Origin of the sequence: Diaphorobacter sp. HDW4A, assembly GCF_011305995.1 — a bacterium.
In the GTDB taxonomy this organism is placed as follows: domain Bacteria; phylum Pseudomonadota; class Gammaproteobacteria; order Burkholderiales; family Burkholderiaceae_C; genus Diaphorobacter_A.
On the sequence record NZ_CP049910.1, the window covers coordinates 865,216 to 881,102 of the forward strand.

At 61.9% G+C, this 15,887-nt stretch carries 12 protein-coding genes; 11 read left to right on the forward strand and 1 reads right to left on the reverse strand.

Annotated elements, in window-relative coordinates:
• Positions 1-42: 42 nt before the first annotated feature.
• The 6 genes from G7047_RS03865 to G7047_RS03890 all read left to right on the forward strand — a co-directional run bounded on the left by G7047_RS03865 (position 43) and on the right by G7047_RS03890 (position 7,066).
• Positions 43-846 carry an enoyl-CoA hydratase gene (locus G7047_RS03865; protein ID WP_166300979.1) on the forward strand — a complete coding sequence of 268 codons (804 nt, stop codon included), beginning with the start codon at positions 43-45 and terminating at the stop codon, positions 844-846.
• 27 nt (positions 847-873) lie between these two features.
• Positions 874-2,193, forward strand: coding sequence for a mechanosensitive ion channel family protein (locus tag G7047_RS03870; protein WP_166300982.1), 1,320 nt, complete (start codon positions 874-876; stop codon positions 2,191-2,193).
• Positions 2,194-2,429: 236 nt separating this feature from the next.
• Positions 2,430-3,179, forward strand: coding sequence for an electron transfer flavoprotein subunit beta/FixA family protein (locus G7047_RS03875; RefSeq protein WP_166300985.1), 750 nt, complete (start codon positions 2,430-2,432; stop codon positions 3,177-3,179).
• Between the two features lie 16 nt (positions 3,180-3,195).
• A complete protein-coding gene (locus tag G7047_RS03880) occupies positions 3,196-4,128 on the forward strand; it encodes an electron transfer flavoprotein subunit alpha/FixB family protein (protein WP_166300988.1) in 933 nt (310 codons plus the stop codon).
• A gap of 82 nt (positions 4,129-4,210) precedes the next feature.
• A complete protein-coding gene (locus G7047_RS03885; protein ID WP_166300991.1) occupies positions 4,211-6,001 on the forward strand; it encodes an acyl-CoA dehydrogenase in 1,791 nt (596 codons plus the stop codon).
• A 111-nt stretch (positions 6,002-6,112) separates the two neighbouring features.
• Complete coding sequence (locus G7047_RS03890) at positions 6,113-7,066, forward strand: nitronate monooxygenase family protein (protein WP_166300994.1); 954 nt, start codon at positions 6,113-6,115, stop codon at positions 7,064-7,066.
• A gap of 9 nt (positions 7,067-7,075) precedes the next feature.
• On the opposite strand, the gene G7047_RS03895 is transcribed toward G7047_RS03890, so the two are convergent.
• A complete protein-coding gene (locus G7047_RS03895) occupies positions 7,076-8,350 on the reverse strand; it encodes an MFS transporter (RefSeq protein ID WP_166300998.1) in 1,275 nt (424 codons plus the stop codon).
• 130 nt (positions 8,351-8,480) lie between these two features.
• On the opposite strand from G7047_RS03895, the gene G7047_RS03900 reads away from it, so the two are divergent.
• The 5 genes from G7047_RS03900 to cydB all read left to right on the forward strand — a co-directional run bounded on the left by G7047_RS03900 (position 8,481) and on the right by cydB (position 15,881).
• The gene (locus G7047_RS03900; RefSeq protein WP_166301001.1) at positions 8,481-9,371 is read left to right on the forward strand and encodes a LysR substrate-binding domain-containing protein; all 891 of its coding nucleotides are present in this window, start codon (positions 8,481-8,483) and stop codon (positions 9,369-9,371) included.
• Positions 9,372-9,697: 326 nt separating this feature from the next.
• The gene (gene cydD / locus G7047_RS03905) at positions 9,698-11,347 is read left to right on the forward strand and encodes a thiol reductant ABC exporter subunit CydD (RefSeq protein ID WP_166311864.1); all 1,650 of its coding nucleotides are present in this window, start codon (positions 9,698-9,700) and stop codon (positions 11,345-11,347) included.
• The gene (gene cydC, locus G7047_RS03910; RefSeq protein WP_166301004.1) at positions 11,344-13,092 is read left to right on the forward strand and encodes a thiol reductant ABC exporter subunit CydC; all 1,749 of its coding nucleotides are present in this window, start codon (positions 11,344-11,346) and stop codon (positions 13,090-13,092) included. Before cydD ends, cydC begins: the two co-directional genes overlap by 4 nt.
• A 24-nt stretch (positions 13,093-13,116) precedes the next feature.
• Positions 13,117-14,703, forward strand: a complete 1,587-nt coding sequence (locus tag G7047_RS03915) for a cytochrome ubiquinol oxidase subunit I (protein ID WP_166301007.1) — start codon at positions 13,117-13,119, stop codon at positions 14,701-14,703.
• A 23-nt stretch (positions 14,704-14,726) separates the two neighbouring features.
• On the forward strand, positions 14,727-15,881 hold the full coding sequence (gene cydB / locus G7047_RS03920) for a cytochrome d ubiquinol oxidase subunit II (protein ID WP_166301010.1): 1,155 nt from the start codon (positions 14,727-14,729) through the stop codon (positions 15,879-15,881).
• The last annotated feature ends 6 nt before the right edge of the window (positions 15,882-15,887 follow it).

The window sequence follows — 15,887 nt, forward strand, 5'->3', positions numbered from 1 at the left end:
CGGCCTGTTGACCGCAGCACGGGCCCCGAATCCTGACCGACCATGACATTTGACACCACCCCATTCTCCGAAGGCCCGCTGCGCGCAGAGCGCGATTCCCGTGGCGTGGTCACGCTGACGCTCGATGATTCCAAGCGCTTCAACGCCCTTGGCCACGAGATGCTGTCTGCGCTGCAGTCGGCGCTCGCTGCCATCGCCAAGGACGAATCGACCCGCGTCGTCGTGCTCGCCGCGAGCGGCAAGGCCTTCTGCGCCGGTCACAACCTCAAGGACATGGCGGCCCATCCCGAGCTGCCGTTCTATCAGGACCTGTTCGCGCAATGCAGCCGCATGATGCTCTCTATCCACAAGCTGCCCGTGCCGGTGATCGCCAAGGTGAAAGGCATGGCGACGGCCGCAGGCTGCCAACTGGTGGCGCAGTGCGATTTGGCGGTCGCGACCGACGACTCCAGTTTCGCCACCAGCGGCATTCAATATGGATTGTTTTGCTCCACGCCCAGCGTGCCATTGGTGCGCAACGTGCCCGCCAAGGTGGCGATGGAGATGCTGCTCACCGGCGACTTCATCGACGCAAAGACCGCTCTCGAGCAGGGTCTTGTGAATCGCGTAGTGAGTGCTGACAAACTGGATGTGGAAGTCGAGAAGCTAGTTGCCTCCATCGTCGCCAAGCCGCGCACCGCTGTGGCGATGGGCAAGGCGCTGGTTCACCAGCAGCGGGAGATGGGCATCGAGTCCGCCTATCAGCTCGCGGGCCAGACCATGGCCGTCAACATGATGGATGCCGATGCGCAGGAAGGCGCGCGCGCCTTCGCTGAAAAGCGCAAACCGGTCTGGAAGAACGCCTGATTCGAACCATCGCAAGGAACGAGAAGCATGGAATGGTTTGATCGGTTGCAGCAGGAATTTCGTGGTTCCCAGACCTGGCTCGAAGTGGCGGTGCTGCTGGGCTGCCTGGCGTTGGCGTATGTCATCAGCATGCTTTTGGGCCGTAAGCGCGGGCCCGATGCGCCGGAGTCGATCTGGTTCGGCCGCAGACCCACGATGGGGGTGATGTTTCCGCTCGTGGCGCTGGTGCTGGTATATGCCTCGCGGCTGGTGTTCGAGCAGTTCCAGCCGGTATTCATCCTGCGCGTGGCGGTGCCGATTCTCACCTCGCTGGTGCTGATCCGCTGGATCGCCCGCGTGCTCGCAGCCACGTTCCCTCACTCCAGCCTCGCGCGGCTGGTCGAACGCATCTTCTCGTGGGCGGCCTGGGCGGTTGCCGTGCTGTGGATTTTGGGCCTGCTGCCGAGCGTCATGCAGGAGCTCGACGGCATTTCGCTCGCGTTCGGCAAGACCAAACTGAGCCTGCTCACGCTCATTCAGGGCGGCCTCTCCGCCGCGTTGATGCTGGTGGCCGCACTCTGGGCCTCGGCCACGTTCGAGCGCCGCGTGCTGGACGAGACCGTGTCCGATCTCTCGATGCGCAAGGTGTTCGTCAACATGACGCGCGCGCTGCTGTTGCTTGTTGCGCTGCTGTTCGCGCTCTCGGCCGTGGGTGTGGATCTCACGGCGCTGTCAGTGCTCGGCGGTGCCATGGGCGTGGGTCTGGGCTTCGGCATGCAGAAACTCGCGGCCAACTACGTGAGCGGCTTCGTGATTCTGCTCGAGCGTTCGCTGCGCATCGGCGACAACGTGCGCGTCGATGGCTTCGAGGGTCGCATCACCGACATCAAGACCCGCTACACGCTGATCCGCGCGGGCAACGGCCGCGAGTCCATCGTGCCCAACGAAAGCATCATCACGCAACGCGTCGAGAACCTGACTGACGCCGACATGAAGTTCAACATCACCACCAATATCGGCGTGGGCTACGACAGCGATGTCGAGCAGGTCCAGCGCATTCTGGCTGACGCCGCGAGGTCACAGGAGCGGGTGCTCAAGACTCCCGAGCCCGTAGCCTATCTGGTGAACTTCGGCGCGGACGCCATCGAATTCAGCCTGAACTTCTGGATCAACGATCCGTCGGCGGGCACGGCCAACATCAAATCGCTCGTCAACGTCGCCATGCTCAAGGGCCTGCGCGAGGCGGGCATCGACATTCCATATCCACAACGCGTACTGCATTTGGCAGATGCCGCAGGCGCCGTGGGTGCGGTACTTTCACATTCGCCTCAAAAGGGCGGATCGGTGGCAGGGCTTTCTTCAGAGTGAGCGCTTCGCGAAACAGATGCAGCAATGCGTCACGTTCGTGACTGGCGGAGTTTTTCTCAGAACTCATTTCCAAAGATATCTGCTACGATATAGGTCATAAAAGCACGACCGTTCTATTTTTGAAAAAACGGATCATTCGACAATCAAGTATCCGCAGTTGCTGCGGTGCGGGATAGAATGATTTAGTTTACGTACACGTCAACTGAACCAGTCAATAAACTTAAGGAGCCGCAGCAATGAAGGTTTTGGTCCCTGTCAAACGCGTGGTGGACTACAACGTGAAGGTCCGAGTCAAATCGGACGGCACGGGTGTGGACATTGCGAACGTGAAGATGTCGATGAACCCGTTTGACGAGATCGCCGTCGAAGAAGCCGTTCGCCTGAAGGAAAAGGGCGTGGTCACGGAAGTGATCGCGGTGTCCTGCGGCGTCACGCAGTGCCAGGAAACCCTGCGCACCGCGATGGCCATCGGCGCGGATCGCGGCATCTTGGTCGAGACAACGCAAGAGCTCCAACCTCTGGCCGTCGCCAAGCTGCTGAACGCGCTGATCGCCAAGGAACAGCCCGGTTTGATCATCCTCGGCAAGCAAGCCATCGACGACGACTCCAACCAGACCGGCCAGATGCTGGCTGCGCTGGCCGATCTGCCCCAAGCCACCAACGCCTCAAAGGTCGAAGTCGCTGGCGACAAGGTCTCGGTCACGCGTGAAGTGGACGGGGGTCTGGAAACTCTGAGCCTGAACATCCCTGCCGTCATCACCACCGACCTGCGTTTGAACGAGCCACGTTATGTGACTCTGCCGAACATCATGAAGGCCAAGAAGAAGCAGCTGGACACGTTCAAGCCTGAAGACCTGGGCGTTGATGTGATCCCGCGTCTGAAGACCGTGAAGGTCTCTGAGCCCGCCAAGCGTGGCGCTGGCGTGAAGGTGCCTGATGTGGCAGCGCTGGTCGACAAGCTCAAGAACGAAGCCAAAGTGATCTGAAGAGGAGACAACTGAAATGACCGCACTCGTTATTGCAGAACACGACAACGCTTCGATCAAGAGCGCCACGCTGAACGCCGTTACCGCCGCCAAGGCCTGCGACGCTGATGTTCATGTGCTCGTCGCTGGTGAAGGCGCAGCCGCTGCAGCCCAAGCCGCAGCCCAGATCGCTGGCGTTTCCAAGGTGATTCTGGCTGAAGGCGCAAGCCTGAAGAATGGCCTGGCCGAGAACGTTGCTGCCCAAGTTCTGGCCATCGCGTCGAACTACAGCCACATCTTGTTCCCCGCCACAGCCGCAGGCAAGAACGTGGCTCCGCGCGTTGCTGCCAAGCTGGACGTGGCACAGATCAGCGACATCACCAAGGTGGTTTCGGCTGACACCTTCGAGCGTCCGATCTACGCGGGTAACGCGATTGCCACCGTGCAGTCTGTGGACGGCACCAAGGTCATCACCGTTCGCGGAACAGGCTTTGATGCAGCGCCAACAACGGGTGGTTCCGCTACCGTTGAAACGGTTGCCGCAGTGGCCGATTCCGGCAAGAGCGCCTTCGTGGGCCGCGAAGTCACCAAGAACGATCGTCCCGAGCTGACAGCAGCCAAGATCATCGTCTCCGGTGGTCGCGCGCTGGGCTCGGCCGAGAAGTTCACCGAAGTGATGACGCCGCTGGCCGACAAGCTGAACGCAGCCATCGGCGCAAGCCGCGCAGCGGTGGACGCAGGCTACGCACCCAACGATCTGCAAGTCGGCCAGACGGGCAAGATCGTTGCGCCGCAGTTGTACATCGCAGCCGGTATCTCCGGCGCGATCCAGCATCTGGCCGGCATGAAGGATTCCAAGGTGATCGTGGCGATCAACAAGGACGAAGAAGCGCCGATCTTCTCGGTGGCGGATTACGGTCTGGTGGCCGACCTGTTCGTGGCTGTGCCTGAGCTGGTCAAGGCCTTGTAAGCCGACGGCGATACAAAACGGGGCATCCTGCGTGATGCCCTTTTTTTTGCCAGTTTTTGCAATTTTTTATTGAGTTACCACCATGAGCTACGTCGCACCCCTCAAGGACATGCTGTTTGACATCGAGCACCTCGCCAACATCGAGCAGGTTGCAAAGATCCCCGGTTTCGAAGACGCAGGTCTTGAAACCGCACAAGCCGTGCTGGAGGAATGTGCCAAGCTCTGCGAAGGCGTGGTGGCTCCGTTGAATGTGCCCGGTGACCTGAATCCCTCGTCGTGGAAAGACGGTGTCGTCACCACCACGCCGGGTTTCAAGGACGCCTTCAAACAATACGGAGAAGGCGGTTGGCAAGGCCTGCAGCACCCGGTTGATTTTGGCGGTCAGGGCTTGCCCAAGGCCATCGGCGCTGCCTGCATCGAAATGCTCAACAGCGCCAACCTGAGCTTTGCGTTATGCCCGCTGCTGACCGACGGCGCCATCGAAGCGCTGCTCACTGCAGGCAGCGATGAGCTCAAGGCCACCTATCTCGAAAAGCTCGTGACCGGCCAGTGGACCGGCACGATGAATCTGACCGAGCCGCAGGCGGGTTCTGACCTCGCGCTGGTTCGCACCAAGGCCGAGCCGCAGCCCGATGGCAGCTACAAGGTCTTCGGCACCAAGATTTTCATCACCTACGGTGAGCACGACATGACGGACAACATCGTCCATCTGGTGCTCGCCCGCGTGGCGGGTGCGCCCGAAGGCGTGAAGGGCATCAGTCTGTTCGTCGTGCCCAAGTTCATGGTGAACAAGGACGGCTCGCTCGGCGACCGCAACGACGTGCAATGCGTCTCCATCGAACACAAGATGGGCATCAAGGCATCGCCCACCGCCGTGCTGCAGTTCGGTGACCACGGCGGCGCCATCGGCTATCTGGTCGGCGAAGAAAACCGTGGCCTCGAGTACATGTTCATCATGATGAACGCCGCGCGCTATGCCGTCGGTGTGCAGGGCATCGCCGTGGCCGACCGTGCCTACCAGAAGGCCGTGGCCTACGCCAAGGACCGCGTGCAAAGCCGCCCGGTCGATGGTTCGGTCAAGGGCAGCGCCACCATCATTCACCACCCCGACGTGCGCCGCATGCTCATGACCATGCGCGCCTACGTCGAAGGCTGCCGCGCGATGGCGCTGACCGGCGCTGCCGCGTATGACGCAGCGCACGCCCATCCCGATGCGCAAGTGCGTGCCGACAATGCCACGTTCTACGAATTCCTCGTTCCGCTGATCAAGGGCTACAGCACCGAAATGAGCCTCGAAGTCACCAGCCTGGGCGTGCAGGTGCACGGCGGCATGGGCTTCATCGAAGAAACTGGTGCAGCGCAGTACTACCGCGACGCCAAGATCCTGACCATCTACGAAGGCACTACCGCCATCCAGGCTAACGACCTCGTGGGCCGCAAGACCACGCGCGACGGCGGCGCATCCGCCAAGGCGATTGCCGCGCAGATCGAGAAGACCGAAGCCGAGTTGATCGCCAACGGCAGCGACAACGCCAGGGCCGTCGCCGCACGCCTGGCCACCGCACGCAAGGCCTTCCTTGATGTGGTGGATTTCATGGCCGGTGCTGCGAAGAGCTCGCCCAACGACGTCTACGCAGGCAGCGTGCCTTACCTGATGCTTGCCGGCAATCTGGTCGCAGGCTGGCAGCTCGCGCGCGCGTTGCTCATCGCGCAGGATCTGTCCGCCAAGGGCGAAGACAAGCTGTTCATGGACGCCAAGATCGCCACCGCACGTTTCTACGCCGATCACATTCTCGTGAAGACCGGCGCGCTGCGCGACAGCGTTGTCGATGGCGCATCTACCGTGATGGCACTGCCGCAAGAAGCGTTCTGATCGCAATCTGATCGTGCACCGCCGCCGATGTTTTTCACGCAGAGCATCGGCGGCAACAACCTCGTCACGACAACACCCGTATAACACCCCCTATCTCAGGAGACTCTCGCCATGTCCAAGCTGCCCCCCGTGCTGCAAAAGCTCGCGCTGCCCGTGATCGCATCGCCGATGTTTATCGTCAGCACACCCGCGCTGGTGATTGCGCAGTGCAAGGCCGGCATCATCGGCTCAATGCCCTCGCTCAACGCACGCCCGGCAGAGCAGCTCGACGACTGGCTGGCCGAGATCACCGAAACGCTGGCCGCCTGGGACAAGGCCCACCCCGATACCCCTTCTGCTCCGTTCGCGATCAACCAGATCGTGCACAAGAGCAATGACCGCCTGGAACACGACCTGCAGGTCTGCGCCAAGTACAAGGTGCCACTCATCATCACCAGCCTCGGTGCGCGCGAAGACCTGAATCAGGCCGTGCATAGCTGGGGTGGCGTAGTGCTGCACGACATCATCAACAACAAGTTCGCGCGCAAGGCCATCGAAAAAGGCGCCGATGGCCTGATCGCCGTCGCCGCCGGTGCGGGCGGCCACGCGGGCGTGAAGAGCCCGTTCGCGCTGATCCAGGAAATCCGCCAGTGGTTCGATGGCCCGGTGGCGCTCTCGGGCTCTATCTCCACTGGCGACGCGGTGCTCGCCGCACAGGCCATGGGAGCCGACTTCGCCTACATCGGTTCGGCCTTCATCGTCACGGAAGAAGCCCGCGCCTCGGACGCCTACAAACAGGCCATCGTCGACAGCAACTCCGACGACATCATCTACAGCAACCTGTTCACCGGCGTGCACGGCAACTATCTGGCCGCCAGCATCCGCGCGGCCGGTCTCGACCCTGAGAATCTGCCCGAATCCGACCCCAGCAAGATGAACTTCGGCGGCGGCGCAGCCAAGGCCTGGAAGGACATCTGGGGCAGCGGGCAGGGCATCGGCAGCATCGACAAGATCAGCTCGACGGCCGAGTTTGTGGCTAGGCTCAAGCGGGAATACGCGGCGGCGCGGGACCGCCTCAAGCTGTAAAAACTACGCTCACGCAGCTTTCAGAATGAGCGCCTTCGGGCGCTCTTCCTTTATGGGCAGATTGACCAGCGCCGCCAACACGGCGAGCGTCGCGTCGGCCCACCAGATCCAGTCGTAGTTGCCCGTCGCCACTACGGCCAGCCCACCAAGCCACGCTCCCAGAAATCCACCGATCTGGTGCGTGAACAGCGTCAGCCCGAACAGCGTGGCCAGATAGCGCGCCCCGAACAGCTTTGCCGTGAGCCCGGCCGTTGGCGGCACGGTTGCCAGCCAGGTTGACCCCAGCACGATGGCAAAGAGATAGAACGTGATCGGCTCCTTCGGCGCGGCCATGAAGACCAGAATCGCCACTGCACGCGAGGCATACATCCAGAACAGGATCATCTTCATGCGCACGCGTGAACCCATCGCGCCCGCCACCAGACTTCCCACCACATTGGCAAGCCCGATTAGCGCGAGCGAGGTTGACGCCACGTTTGCGCTCAGCCCGCAAAGATCCACCTCGCCCGGCATGTGCGTGACCAGAAACGCGATGTGAAACCCGCAGGTGAAAAATCCGGCGTGCAGGCACCAGTAGCTCTTGTCGCGCAGCGCGATCTTGAGTTGCTGGCGCAGGGTGAGCGCGTTGCCATCCACTGCATGGCCCTTGCCTGTGCTTGCGTTAGGGGGCGCGCCGCGCAGCCACCACGCCATCGGCGCGGTCGTGAGCGCGACGACGGCCATCATCCACATCGCCTGCATCCAGCCAAAGGACGACATCACCGCCTGGTTGAGTGGCGCAAAGATGAACTGCCCCATGCTGCCGCCCGCGTTGATCACGCCGCCCGCAAACGAGCGCTTCTCGGGCGCAATGCGCTGCGCCGTGGCGCCGATCAGAATCGAAAAACTCCCCGCCCCCGCGCCCGCCGCGCTCAGAATGCCGATGGCGAAGATAAGCCCCCATTCGCTCGTGACCTGCGTGGTGAGCGCGCTGCCAGCAGCCAGCAGAAACGCACCGAAGACAATCACCCGCGCTGGCCCCCAGCGATCTGCAATCGCGCCAAAGATCGGCTGAATTGCACCCCACACCAACTGTGCAATCGCCATCGCAAAACTGATCTTGGCAATGCCTAGACCCGTGTGCGAGTTGATCGGCGAGAGGAACAGCCCCAGCGATTGCCGAGAGCCCATGGTGATCATCAGAATCGCGGCGGCGACCAACACCAGCGTCCATGAGGTGGTGTGGGGCGCGATGGGTGATGAGAGCGAGGAAACCCCGGAGGTGGAAGAGGAGGGTTGGTTCATGAATAGACTCCCCAGATCGAGCAGAGCGGCATGGCTATCGTGAATCCGATTGGAAAATACCGATTGTTCAAGAATCGCCGTGTTGCTGACAAACGATTAAATCTGCGTCATACCATAGAATTTCTATTTCATGACTGCACCACTTCCCCTCAAGTCCCTCGTTGTTTTCGACGCCGCCATGCGCCACAAAAGCTTCACGCTCGCTGCGCAGGAGCTGCACGTCACGCCAGGAGCCGTAGGCCAGCAGATCCAGAAGCTCGAAGAATGGCTGGGTGCGCCCCTGTTCGTGCGCAGCGTTCGCCAGGTCATGCCCACCGCCGACGCCCAGACCTACTGGGCCGCCATCCAGCCCGCTTTGTCACGCATTCAGCAGGCCAGCGACCAATTGCGCCTGAGCCAGTCCAACGAAGTCTGGCTTTCCATGCCTCCGACGCTCGCTGCCAAATGGTTCGCCCCGCGCATGGCCGAGTTCTTGACGCTGCATCCCGAAGTCTCCCTGCACCTCGGTGCCACCACCGACCTCACAAACTTCGACCGCGACCGGGCAGACCTGGCCATCCGCCACTTCAACGGCAACGACCCGCAATTGCAGGTTGACCTGCTCTATTCCGATGAAGCGCGCCTCTACTGCACCCCCGCCTATGTCGAACGCATAGCGCTTCAGACCCCTCATGATCTCGTGCGCGCCACCCTGCTCAACACCACCATCTTGCCGCACTGGGACGAATGGCTTGCTCGCTACAGCCACCTGACCCAAGCCCAGATTGCGGGCATCACGCGGCAGCATTTTGACCAGTCGGCACTGGCGATTGAAAGCGCGCGGCATGGACAGGGGGCGGTGTTGAGCAGTGCGATTCTTGTTGAGGCAGAGCTGCGCGATGGGGCACTAGTGGAGCCGTTTCGTGAGATGCGGCTGCCTGTGGGTAAGGCGTATTACCTGGTACACCACCGGCAAGCGGAGTTGAGGCCTGCGGCTCGGGCGTTGAGGGAGTGGTTGTTGGGGGTGGCGGGCGGGGGATAGCCAGTAGTTGCAGATTGGTTGCTGCTACCCAAAGTTCGCGTCAAAGGTGGCATGTATTGAAATGTCGCCGCATTTTGAGGCGGATGTATCGAGAATAGTCACCGAACCTTCCATCCCCCGTCATTTAAGTCTTGACTTATATCAAAGCGTGCATCTTTCCTTCCCTATCCGGTGAGTATTTGGCAGACAGTACTAACCCTAGTATCAGTAAATTCATATTAGTTTCTAACTCACAAGACACAGCGTTCATGTCCAGTCGCTCGGAGGTCTCCTCGTCGTCCGTCAGTCAGTCAGTGGTGTCCGCCAGCGCCGCCCGCGCGGGCGCGATGCTGCAGATGCTGGCGGCGCTGTTGTGGCTGCCTCAGGCGTGGTGGATTGCGCAGGCGGTGCAGGTCATGGCGGCGGGTGGGGTGTCGCTAGCGTCTGCTTCGTCATCGGCCCAGGCGGGTGGCGTGCTGGCGCAGGTATTGCCGCTGGTGTTGGGCGTGCTCGCTGTAGGCGTGCTGCGGGCGGTGCTGGATGGGGCGGGCGTGCTGCGTGCGCAGATGGTGGCACGGGAACAACTGAGCCGGTTGCGTGGGCAGGTGATTCATGCCATTGCCAAGGCATCACCGATGGACCGGGCGCAGGCGCCTTCGGGGCAGGTAGCGAGTGCGATGGCTGAGCAGGCTGAGGCCATTGTGCCGTGGCTGTCGCGATATCAGACGGCAATGTTCAAGGTGCGCTGCGTGCCGCTGGTGTTTGCTTTGGCGGTGGGATATTTCTCGTGGGTTGCGGCGTTTATTCTGCTGATAGCCGCGCCGTTGATTCCGGTGTTCATGGCGATTGTGGGCTGGCGTGCGCGGTCTGCAAGCGAAGAGCAGATGGTCGAGATTGGCGGTATGAACGGGTTTCTGCTGGACCGGCTGCGTGGGCTCAGCACCTTGCGTGCGCTGGGTGCGATCGATGCGACGGTCGAACGACTGCGTGCGCATGCCGAGTCGCTGCGCGAGCGCACGATGCGGGTGTTGCGCATTGCGTTTCTGTCGTCTGCGGTGCTGGAGCTGTTTTCTGCTCTGGGTGTGGCGATGGTGGCGGTTTATGTGGGTTTTCACCTGCTGGGCACTCTCCACTTCGGCGCTTGGGGCGGCAAGCTGGAGCTTTCGCAGGCACTGTTTGTGCTGATGCTTGCGCCCGCGTTTTTTGATCCCTTGCGTGAGCTTTCTGCGGTCTGGCATGACAAGGCGTCGGGCGAGGCGGCGTTGAAGACGCTGGATGATGTACAGCGGCAGGCGGTAGCCGTGGTGGGCGTGGAGCACGGTGCGAAGTCCTTGCGCGAACAGCCTTCGCGCTGCGCTGTCTCGGTGGAGATCGATGCCCTGCAGGTCGGCGTGCCGGGACATGCGGTGGCGATTGCTGAATTGAATTTGCATGTGGCCGCTGGCGAGCATGTGGCGCTGTGGGCGCCGAGCGGGGCAGGCAAGTCCGTGCTGCTTGCGCAGTTGGCGGGCCTGATAGCGAGTGAGCGCGGCAGCATCTATATCGATGGCGAAGCGCTGGGCGAAGACACGGCGTCCGCGCTGCGCTCGCGCATGGCATGGATGGGGCAGCAGACGCATGTGTTTGCGAGCTCGGTGCAGCGCAATGTGGTTTTGGGGCGCGCGGCGGTGAGCGCCGATGCTGTCATCCGGGCGGTGGAGTTGGCCGCGCTTGCGCAGATGTTTGCTGACCATCCTGTGGCCAGCCTCGGCGAAGGCGGCAGCGGGCTTTCGGGCGGAGAGGTGGTGCGCCTCGCTCTGGCGCGGCTGGCGGTGAATGAGCAGGCGGGTCTGTTGTTGGTCGATGAGCCGACGGCGCATCTCGATCCCGAGACGTCGGAGCAGGTGACGGAGGGGCTACTGCAGATCGCCAAGGGCAGAACGCTGATCGTTGCCACGCACGATCCTCGTTTGGCGCTGCGCATGGATCGGGTGATCCGCTTGAAGGAAGGCGCATGAAGAGCCGTCGCAATGGACGCGAATGGTGCGCAGTGCTGCGCGCCATGCAGACCACGGGCTCGCGCAGGCTCTGGCTGGGCGGTGCGTCGCTTGCCCTGCTGACAGTGCTGATGGGTATGGCGCTGCTGGGCCTGTCGGGCTGGTTCATCACGGCCGCGGCGATGGCGGGGCTGGTTCCTGCGGTGGCGCTGGTATTCGATGTGTTCATGCCTTCGGCGGGCATACGCCTGCTGGCCATCGGGCGCACCGGTTCGCGTTATGCAGAGCGACTCGTCACGCACGATGCGACGCTCGCAGCGCTTGCCGCATTGCGTGTACGACTGTTCCGCGCATGGTCGCGTCCACAGGCAGCGCACTGGTTGCTGCAGCGTCCCGCACGACTGCTGCAGCGCTTGACGGCGGACGTCGATGCGCTCGACAACATCTATCTGCGCTGGATCGTGCCCGCGTTCGCGGCGCTCGGCGCGGTCGTGCTGCTGGCCTTGGGCCTGAGCCTGATGACGTGGTGGATTGGCGTACTGGCGGGGTTGTGGCTGTTGGGCGCGGGTTGGGGTATTGCAATCTGGCAGGCTTCGCGCACCCGCAAGGCAGCCATCCGGCGCGCTATGGGCACGGAGCGATTGCGCGCCCAGACGGTAGACATGGTGGCGGGCAAGACCGAACTGCTGATGGCGGGGCGCTTGCAGGCGCAGTGTGATGCCATCATGGCAGCGGACAAGCGTGCAGCCAAGGCGGATGCCGAGCTGTTCGGCGTGGAGGCTCGCGCCACCATCGCTTACGGCATCGCAAGTGCGTTGACGCTTTGTGGCGTGCTGCTCGCGATGGCGTGGCTTGTGGAGGTGCAGCGCATCGGCGCGGCCGTTGCGGCTTTCGGCGTATTGCTGGCGCTGTCGGCGATGGAGCCGTTCGCCGCATTGCGGCGCGGGGCCACTGAGGCCGGGCGCACGCTGCTGGCCGTGCGGCGTCTCGGGGCGGTGTTGAATGATGAGCCACCCCTTGAAAATTCCAACCTGCATGTGCGGCAGCCGGAAGCGGGATTTTCGGTGCAGTTGAATAGCGCAAGTGCAGCGTATGAACGGCATCACGCCATCGGCCCGTTGAACTTGGAGCTGCGCCATGGCGAGCGTGTGGCATTGATCGGGGCCAGTGGCTCGGGGAAGACCACGCTGCTGTCGCTTGTTGCTGGCGAAATCGAGGCGAGTGCAGGACACGTTGCTGCGTTGAGCGGTAGCTGGATGACGCAGCGTACCGAACTCTTTCGTGACAGCGTGCGGGACAATTTGCTCCTTGCATCGCCTCACGCAAACGATCAGAATTTGTGGAATGCGCTTGATGCTGCGGGTTTGGGGTCGGATATACGTGTGCTGCCGCAAGGACTTGATACGCAGCTGGGCGAGGGCGGCCTGGGACTGTCGGGAGGGCAGGCGCGCAGACTGGCTTTGGCGCGCTTGATGCTCAGCGCGGCCGATTGTTGGCTGCTTGATGAAGCGACGGAGGGGCTTGATGCGGATGTTGCAAACGATGTGCTCAAGCGGCTGTGGGACGCCTCCGAAGGCCGCACGTTGGTGCTTGCAACGCACTGGAGGCGTGAGGCCGAGATGACCGATCGCGTGATCTGGATGGAGCAGGGCCGCATAGCGGGTCAGGCGCTCTCTGGAACCAAGGAGTTTGCGCAGGCATTGGGCCGATTGAGAGCCAACGCTGCGTCATATGTTCTGCATGCAACGGATCACAACACCCTTTGAACCAGCGACAGAAAGGATCTCCCCATGGACCTCGACATTGTCGACTTATCGCGGCTCCAATTCGCGATAACGGCGCTCTACCACTTCTTGTTTGTACCGCTCACTATCGGCTTGTCCGTGCTCGTCGCCATCATGGAGACGGTGTATGTGATGACAGGCCGCGCGATCTGGCGCGACATGACCAAGTTCTGGGGTGTGCTCTTTGGCATCAACTTCGCGATGGGCGTGGCCACCGGTGTGGTGATGGAGTTTCAGTTCGGCATGAACTGGAGCTACTACAGCCACTACGTGGGCGACATCTTCGGCGCGCCGCTGGCGATCGAAGGCCTCATGGCGTTCTTTCTGGAGGCGACTTTCGTTGGCTTGTTCTTCTTCGGCTGGGATCGCATGAGCAAGGTGGGGCACCTGATCGCGACCTGGCTGGTGGCGCTGGGCTCCAACTTCTCCGCGCTGTGGATTCTGATCGCCAACGGCTGGATGCAGAACCCTGTGGGCGCGGTGTTCAATCCGCAGACCATGCGTATGGAGGTGAACGACTTCTTTGCGGTATTGACCAATCCGGTCGCACAGGCCAAGTTTGTGCACACGGTGTCGGCGGGTTATGTGACGGCATCGATCTTTGTGCTCGGCGTGTCGGCCTGGTATCTGCTCAAGGGGCGTCATGTGCACTTGGCCAAGCGTTCGTTGACAGTGGCTGCATCGTTCGGTCTGGCGGCTTCGCTGTCGGTTGTCGTGCTGGGTGACGAGAGTGGTTACCTGTCATCCGAACACCAGAAGATGAAGCTTGCCTCCATCGAGGCGATGTGGGATACCGAACCGCCACCGGCATCGTTCACCGTGTTCGGTCTTCCCGACCGCGAGGCGCGCGAGACCCATTACGCCGTGCACATTCCATGGGCCATGGGACTGATCGGAACGCGTTCGCTGACCACCAAAATTCCGGGCATCAACGACCTGGTGAAGAATGCCGAAGGGCATATCCGCAATGGCATTCAGGCCTACGACGCGCTGCAGGCCATCCGAGCAGCAAAGGGTGATGCGGCCGTGCCCGCAGAGACCAAGGCGAAGTTCGAGGACAAGGGCGCATCGCTGGGCTACGCGCTGCTGCTCATGCGTTATGTGGACGACCCGCGTAAGGCCACGGACGAGCAGATTCACATGGCGGCGATGGACACAGTGCCGCCCGTTGGCCCACTGTTCTGGGCGTTCCGCGTGATGGTGGCGCTGGGCATGTTCTTCATCGTGCTGACAGCAACCTTCTTCTACTTGTCGGCACGCCACAGGCTCGACGCGTATCCGTGGTTGCTGAAGATCGCGGTGTTGTCGATTCCGCTGCCGTGGATCGCTGCGGAATGCGGCTGGGTGGTGGCGGAGCTGGGTCGTCAACCTTGGATCATCGAGGGCGTGCTGCCCACCGCGATGGCTGTCTCTAACTTGGGGGCGACCACGCTGCTGATCACGATTCTGGGCTTCATCCTGATCTACACGCTGCTCTTCATCATTGAGATGAAGCTCATGCTCAAGGCCATCAAGAAGGGGCCCGAACATGTGAGCGAACCGCATCTGAGCTTCTACGAGCCGATGATCGAAAAGCTGGCGCGTGCGCGCTGAATGCGAGCAAGGAGTGAATCAAAATGATCTTGCATGAACTGATCTCATACGACGTGCTGCGCGTCATCTGGTGGCTGCTGTTGGGCATTCTGCTCGTCGGCTTTGCGGTGATGGACGGCTTCGATCTGGGAGCGATGGCGCTGCTGCGCGCTACGGCGAAGACGGATGTCGAGCGCCGCGTCGTCATCAACACCGTGGGCCCCGTGTGGGAGGGCAATCAGGTGTGGCTGATCCTGGGCGGCGGCGCGATCTTCGCAGCCTGGCCTCAGCTTTACGCCGTGTCGTTCTCGGGCTTCTATCTGGCGATGTTTGTGATTTTGGTTGCGCTCATCTTGCGCCCCGTGGCGTTCAAGTTCCGCAGCAAGCGCGAGGAGGCCTCCTGGCGCAACAAGTGGGACTGGGTGCTTTGCATCTCGGGCATCGTGCCCGCCCTGATTTTCGGCGTGGCCATGGGCAACGTGCTGTTGGGCGTGCCGTTCCGTTTCTCGGACGACTTGCGCATCTACTACGACGGCACGTTTTTCGGCCTGCTCACACCGTTTGCGCTGCTGTGCGGTCTGGTGTCGCTCTCCATGCTGGTGATGCATGGCGCGGCCTGGCTGGTGTTCAAGACAGAAGGCGATGTGACAGCTCGCGCCGTGCGTTGGGGCACCATTGCCTCCGTGCTGACTACGGTGCTGTTTGCACTGGCTGGCGTGTGGTTGAGCGTGGGCATCAAGGGTTACGAAATCACGAGCGCGATCAGCACGGTGGGTCCTTCGAACCCGCTCGGCAAGACCGCTGCGGTGGTCAATGGTGCATGGCTTGCGAACTTCAAGGCGCAGCCGGTGCTGTGGCTGCTGCCTGCGCTGGGCCTGCTGCTGCCTCTGGTCTCGGCCATTGGCATGCGTGCCCGCCGCGAATGGTTGACGCTGCTGGCCAGCGGCCTTGCCATCACCTGCATCATCCTGACCGTGGGTGCTGCGATGTTCCCGGTGATCTTGCCATCGTCCGTCGATCCGCGTTTCAGCCTCACGGTGTGGGACTCGTCGTCGAGCCACGTGACGCTGTTCAATATGCTGGTGTGCGCCATCATCTTCCTGCCGATCATTCTGGCCTACACGACGTGGGTGTATCGCATCCTTCGCGGCAAGGTGGACCCGATGGCCATCATCAAGGGCGAAACCCATTCATACTGAAAAGGA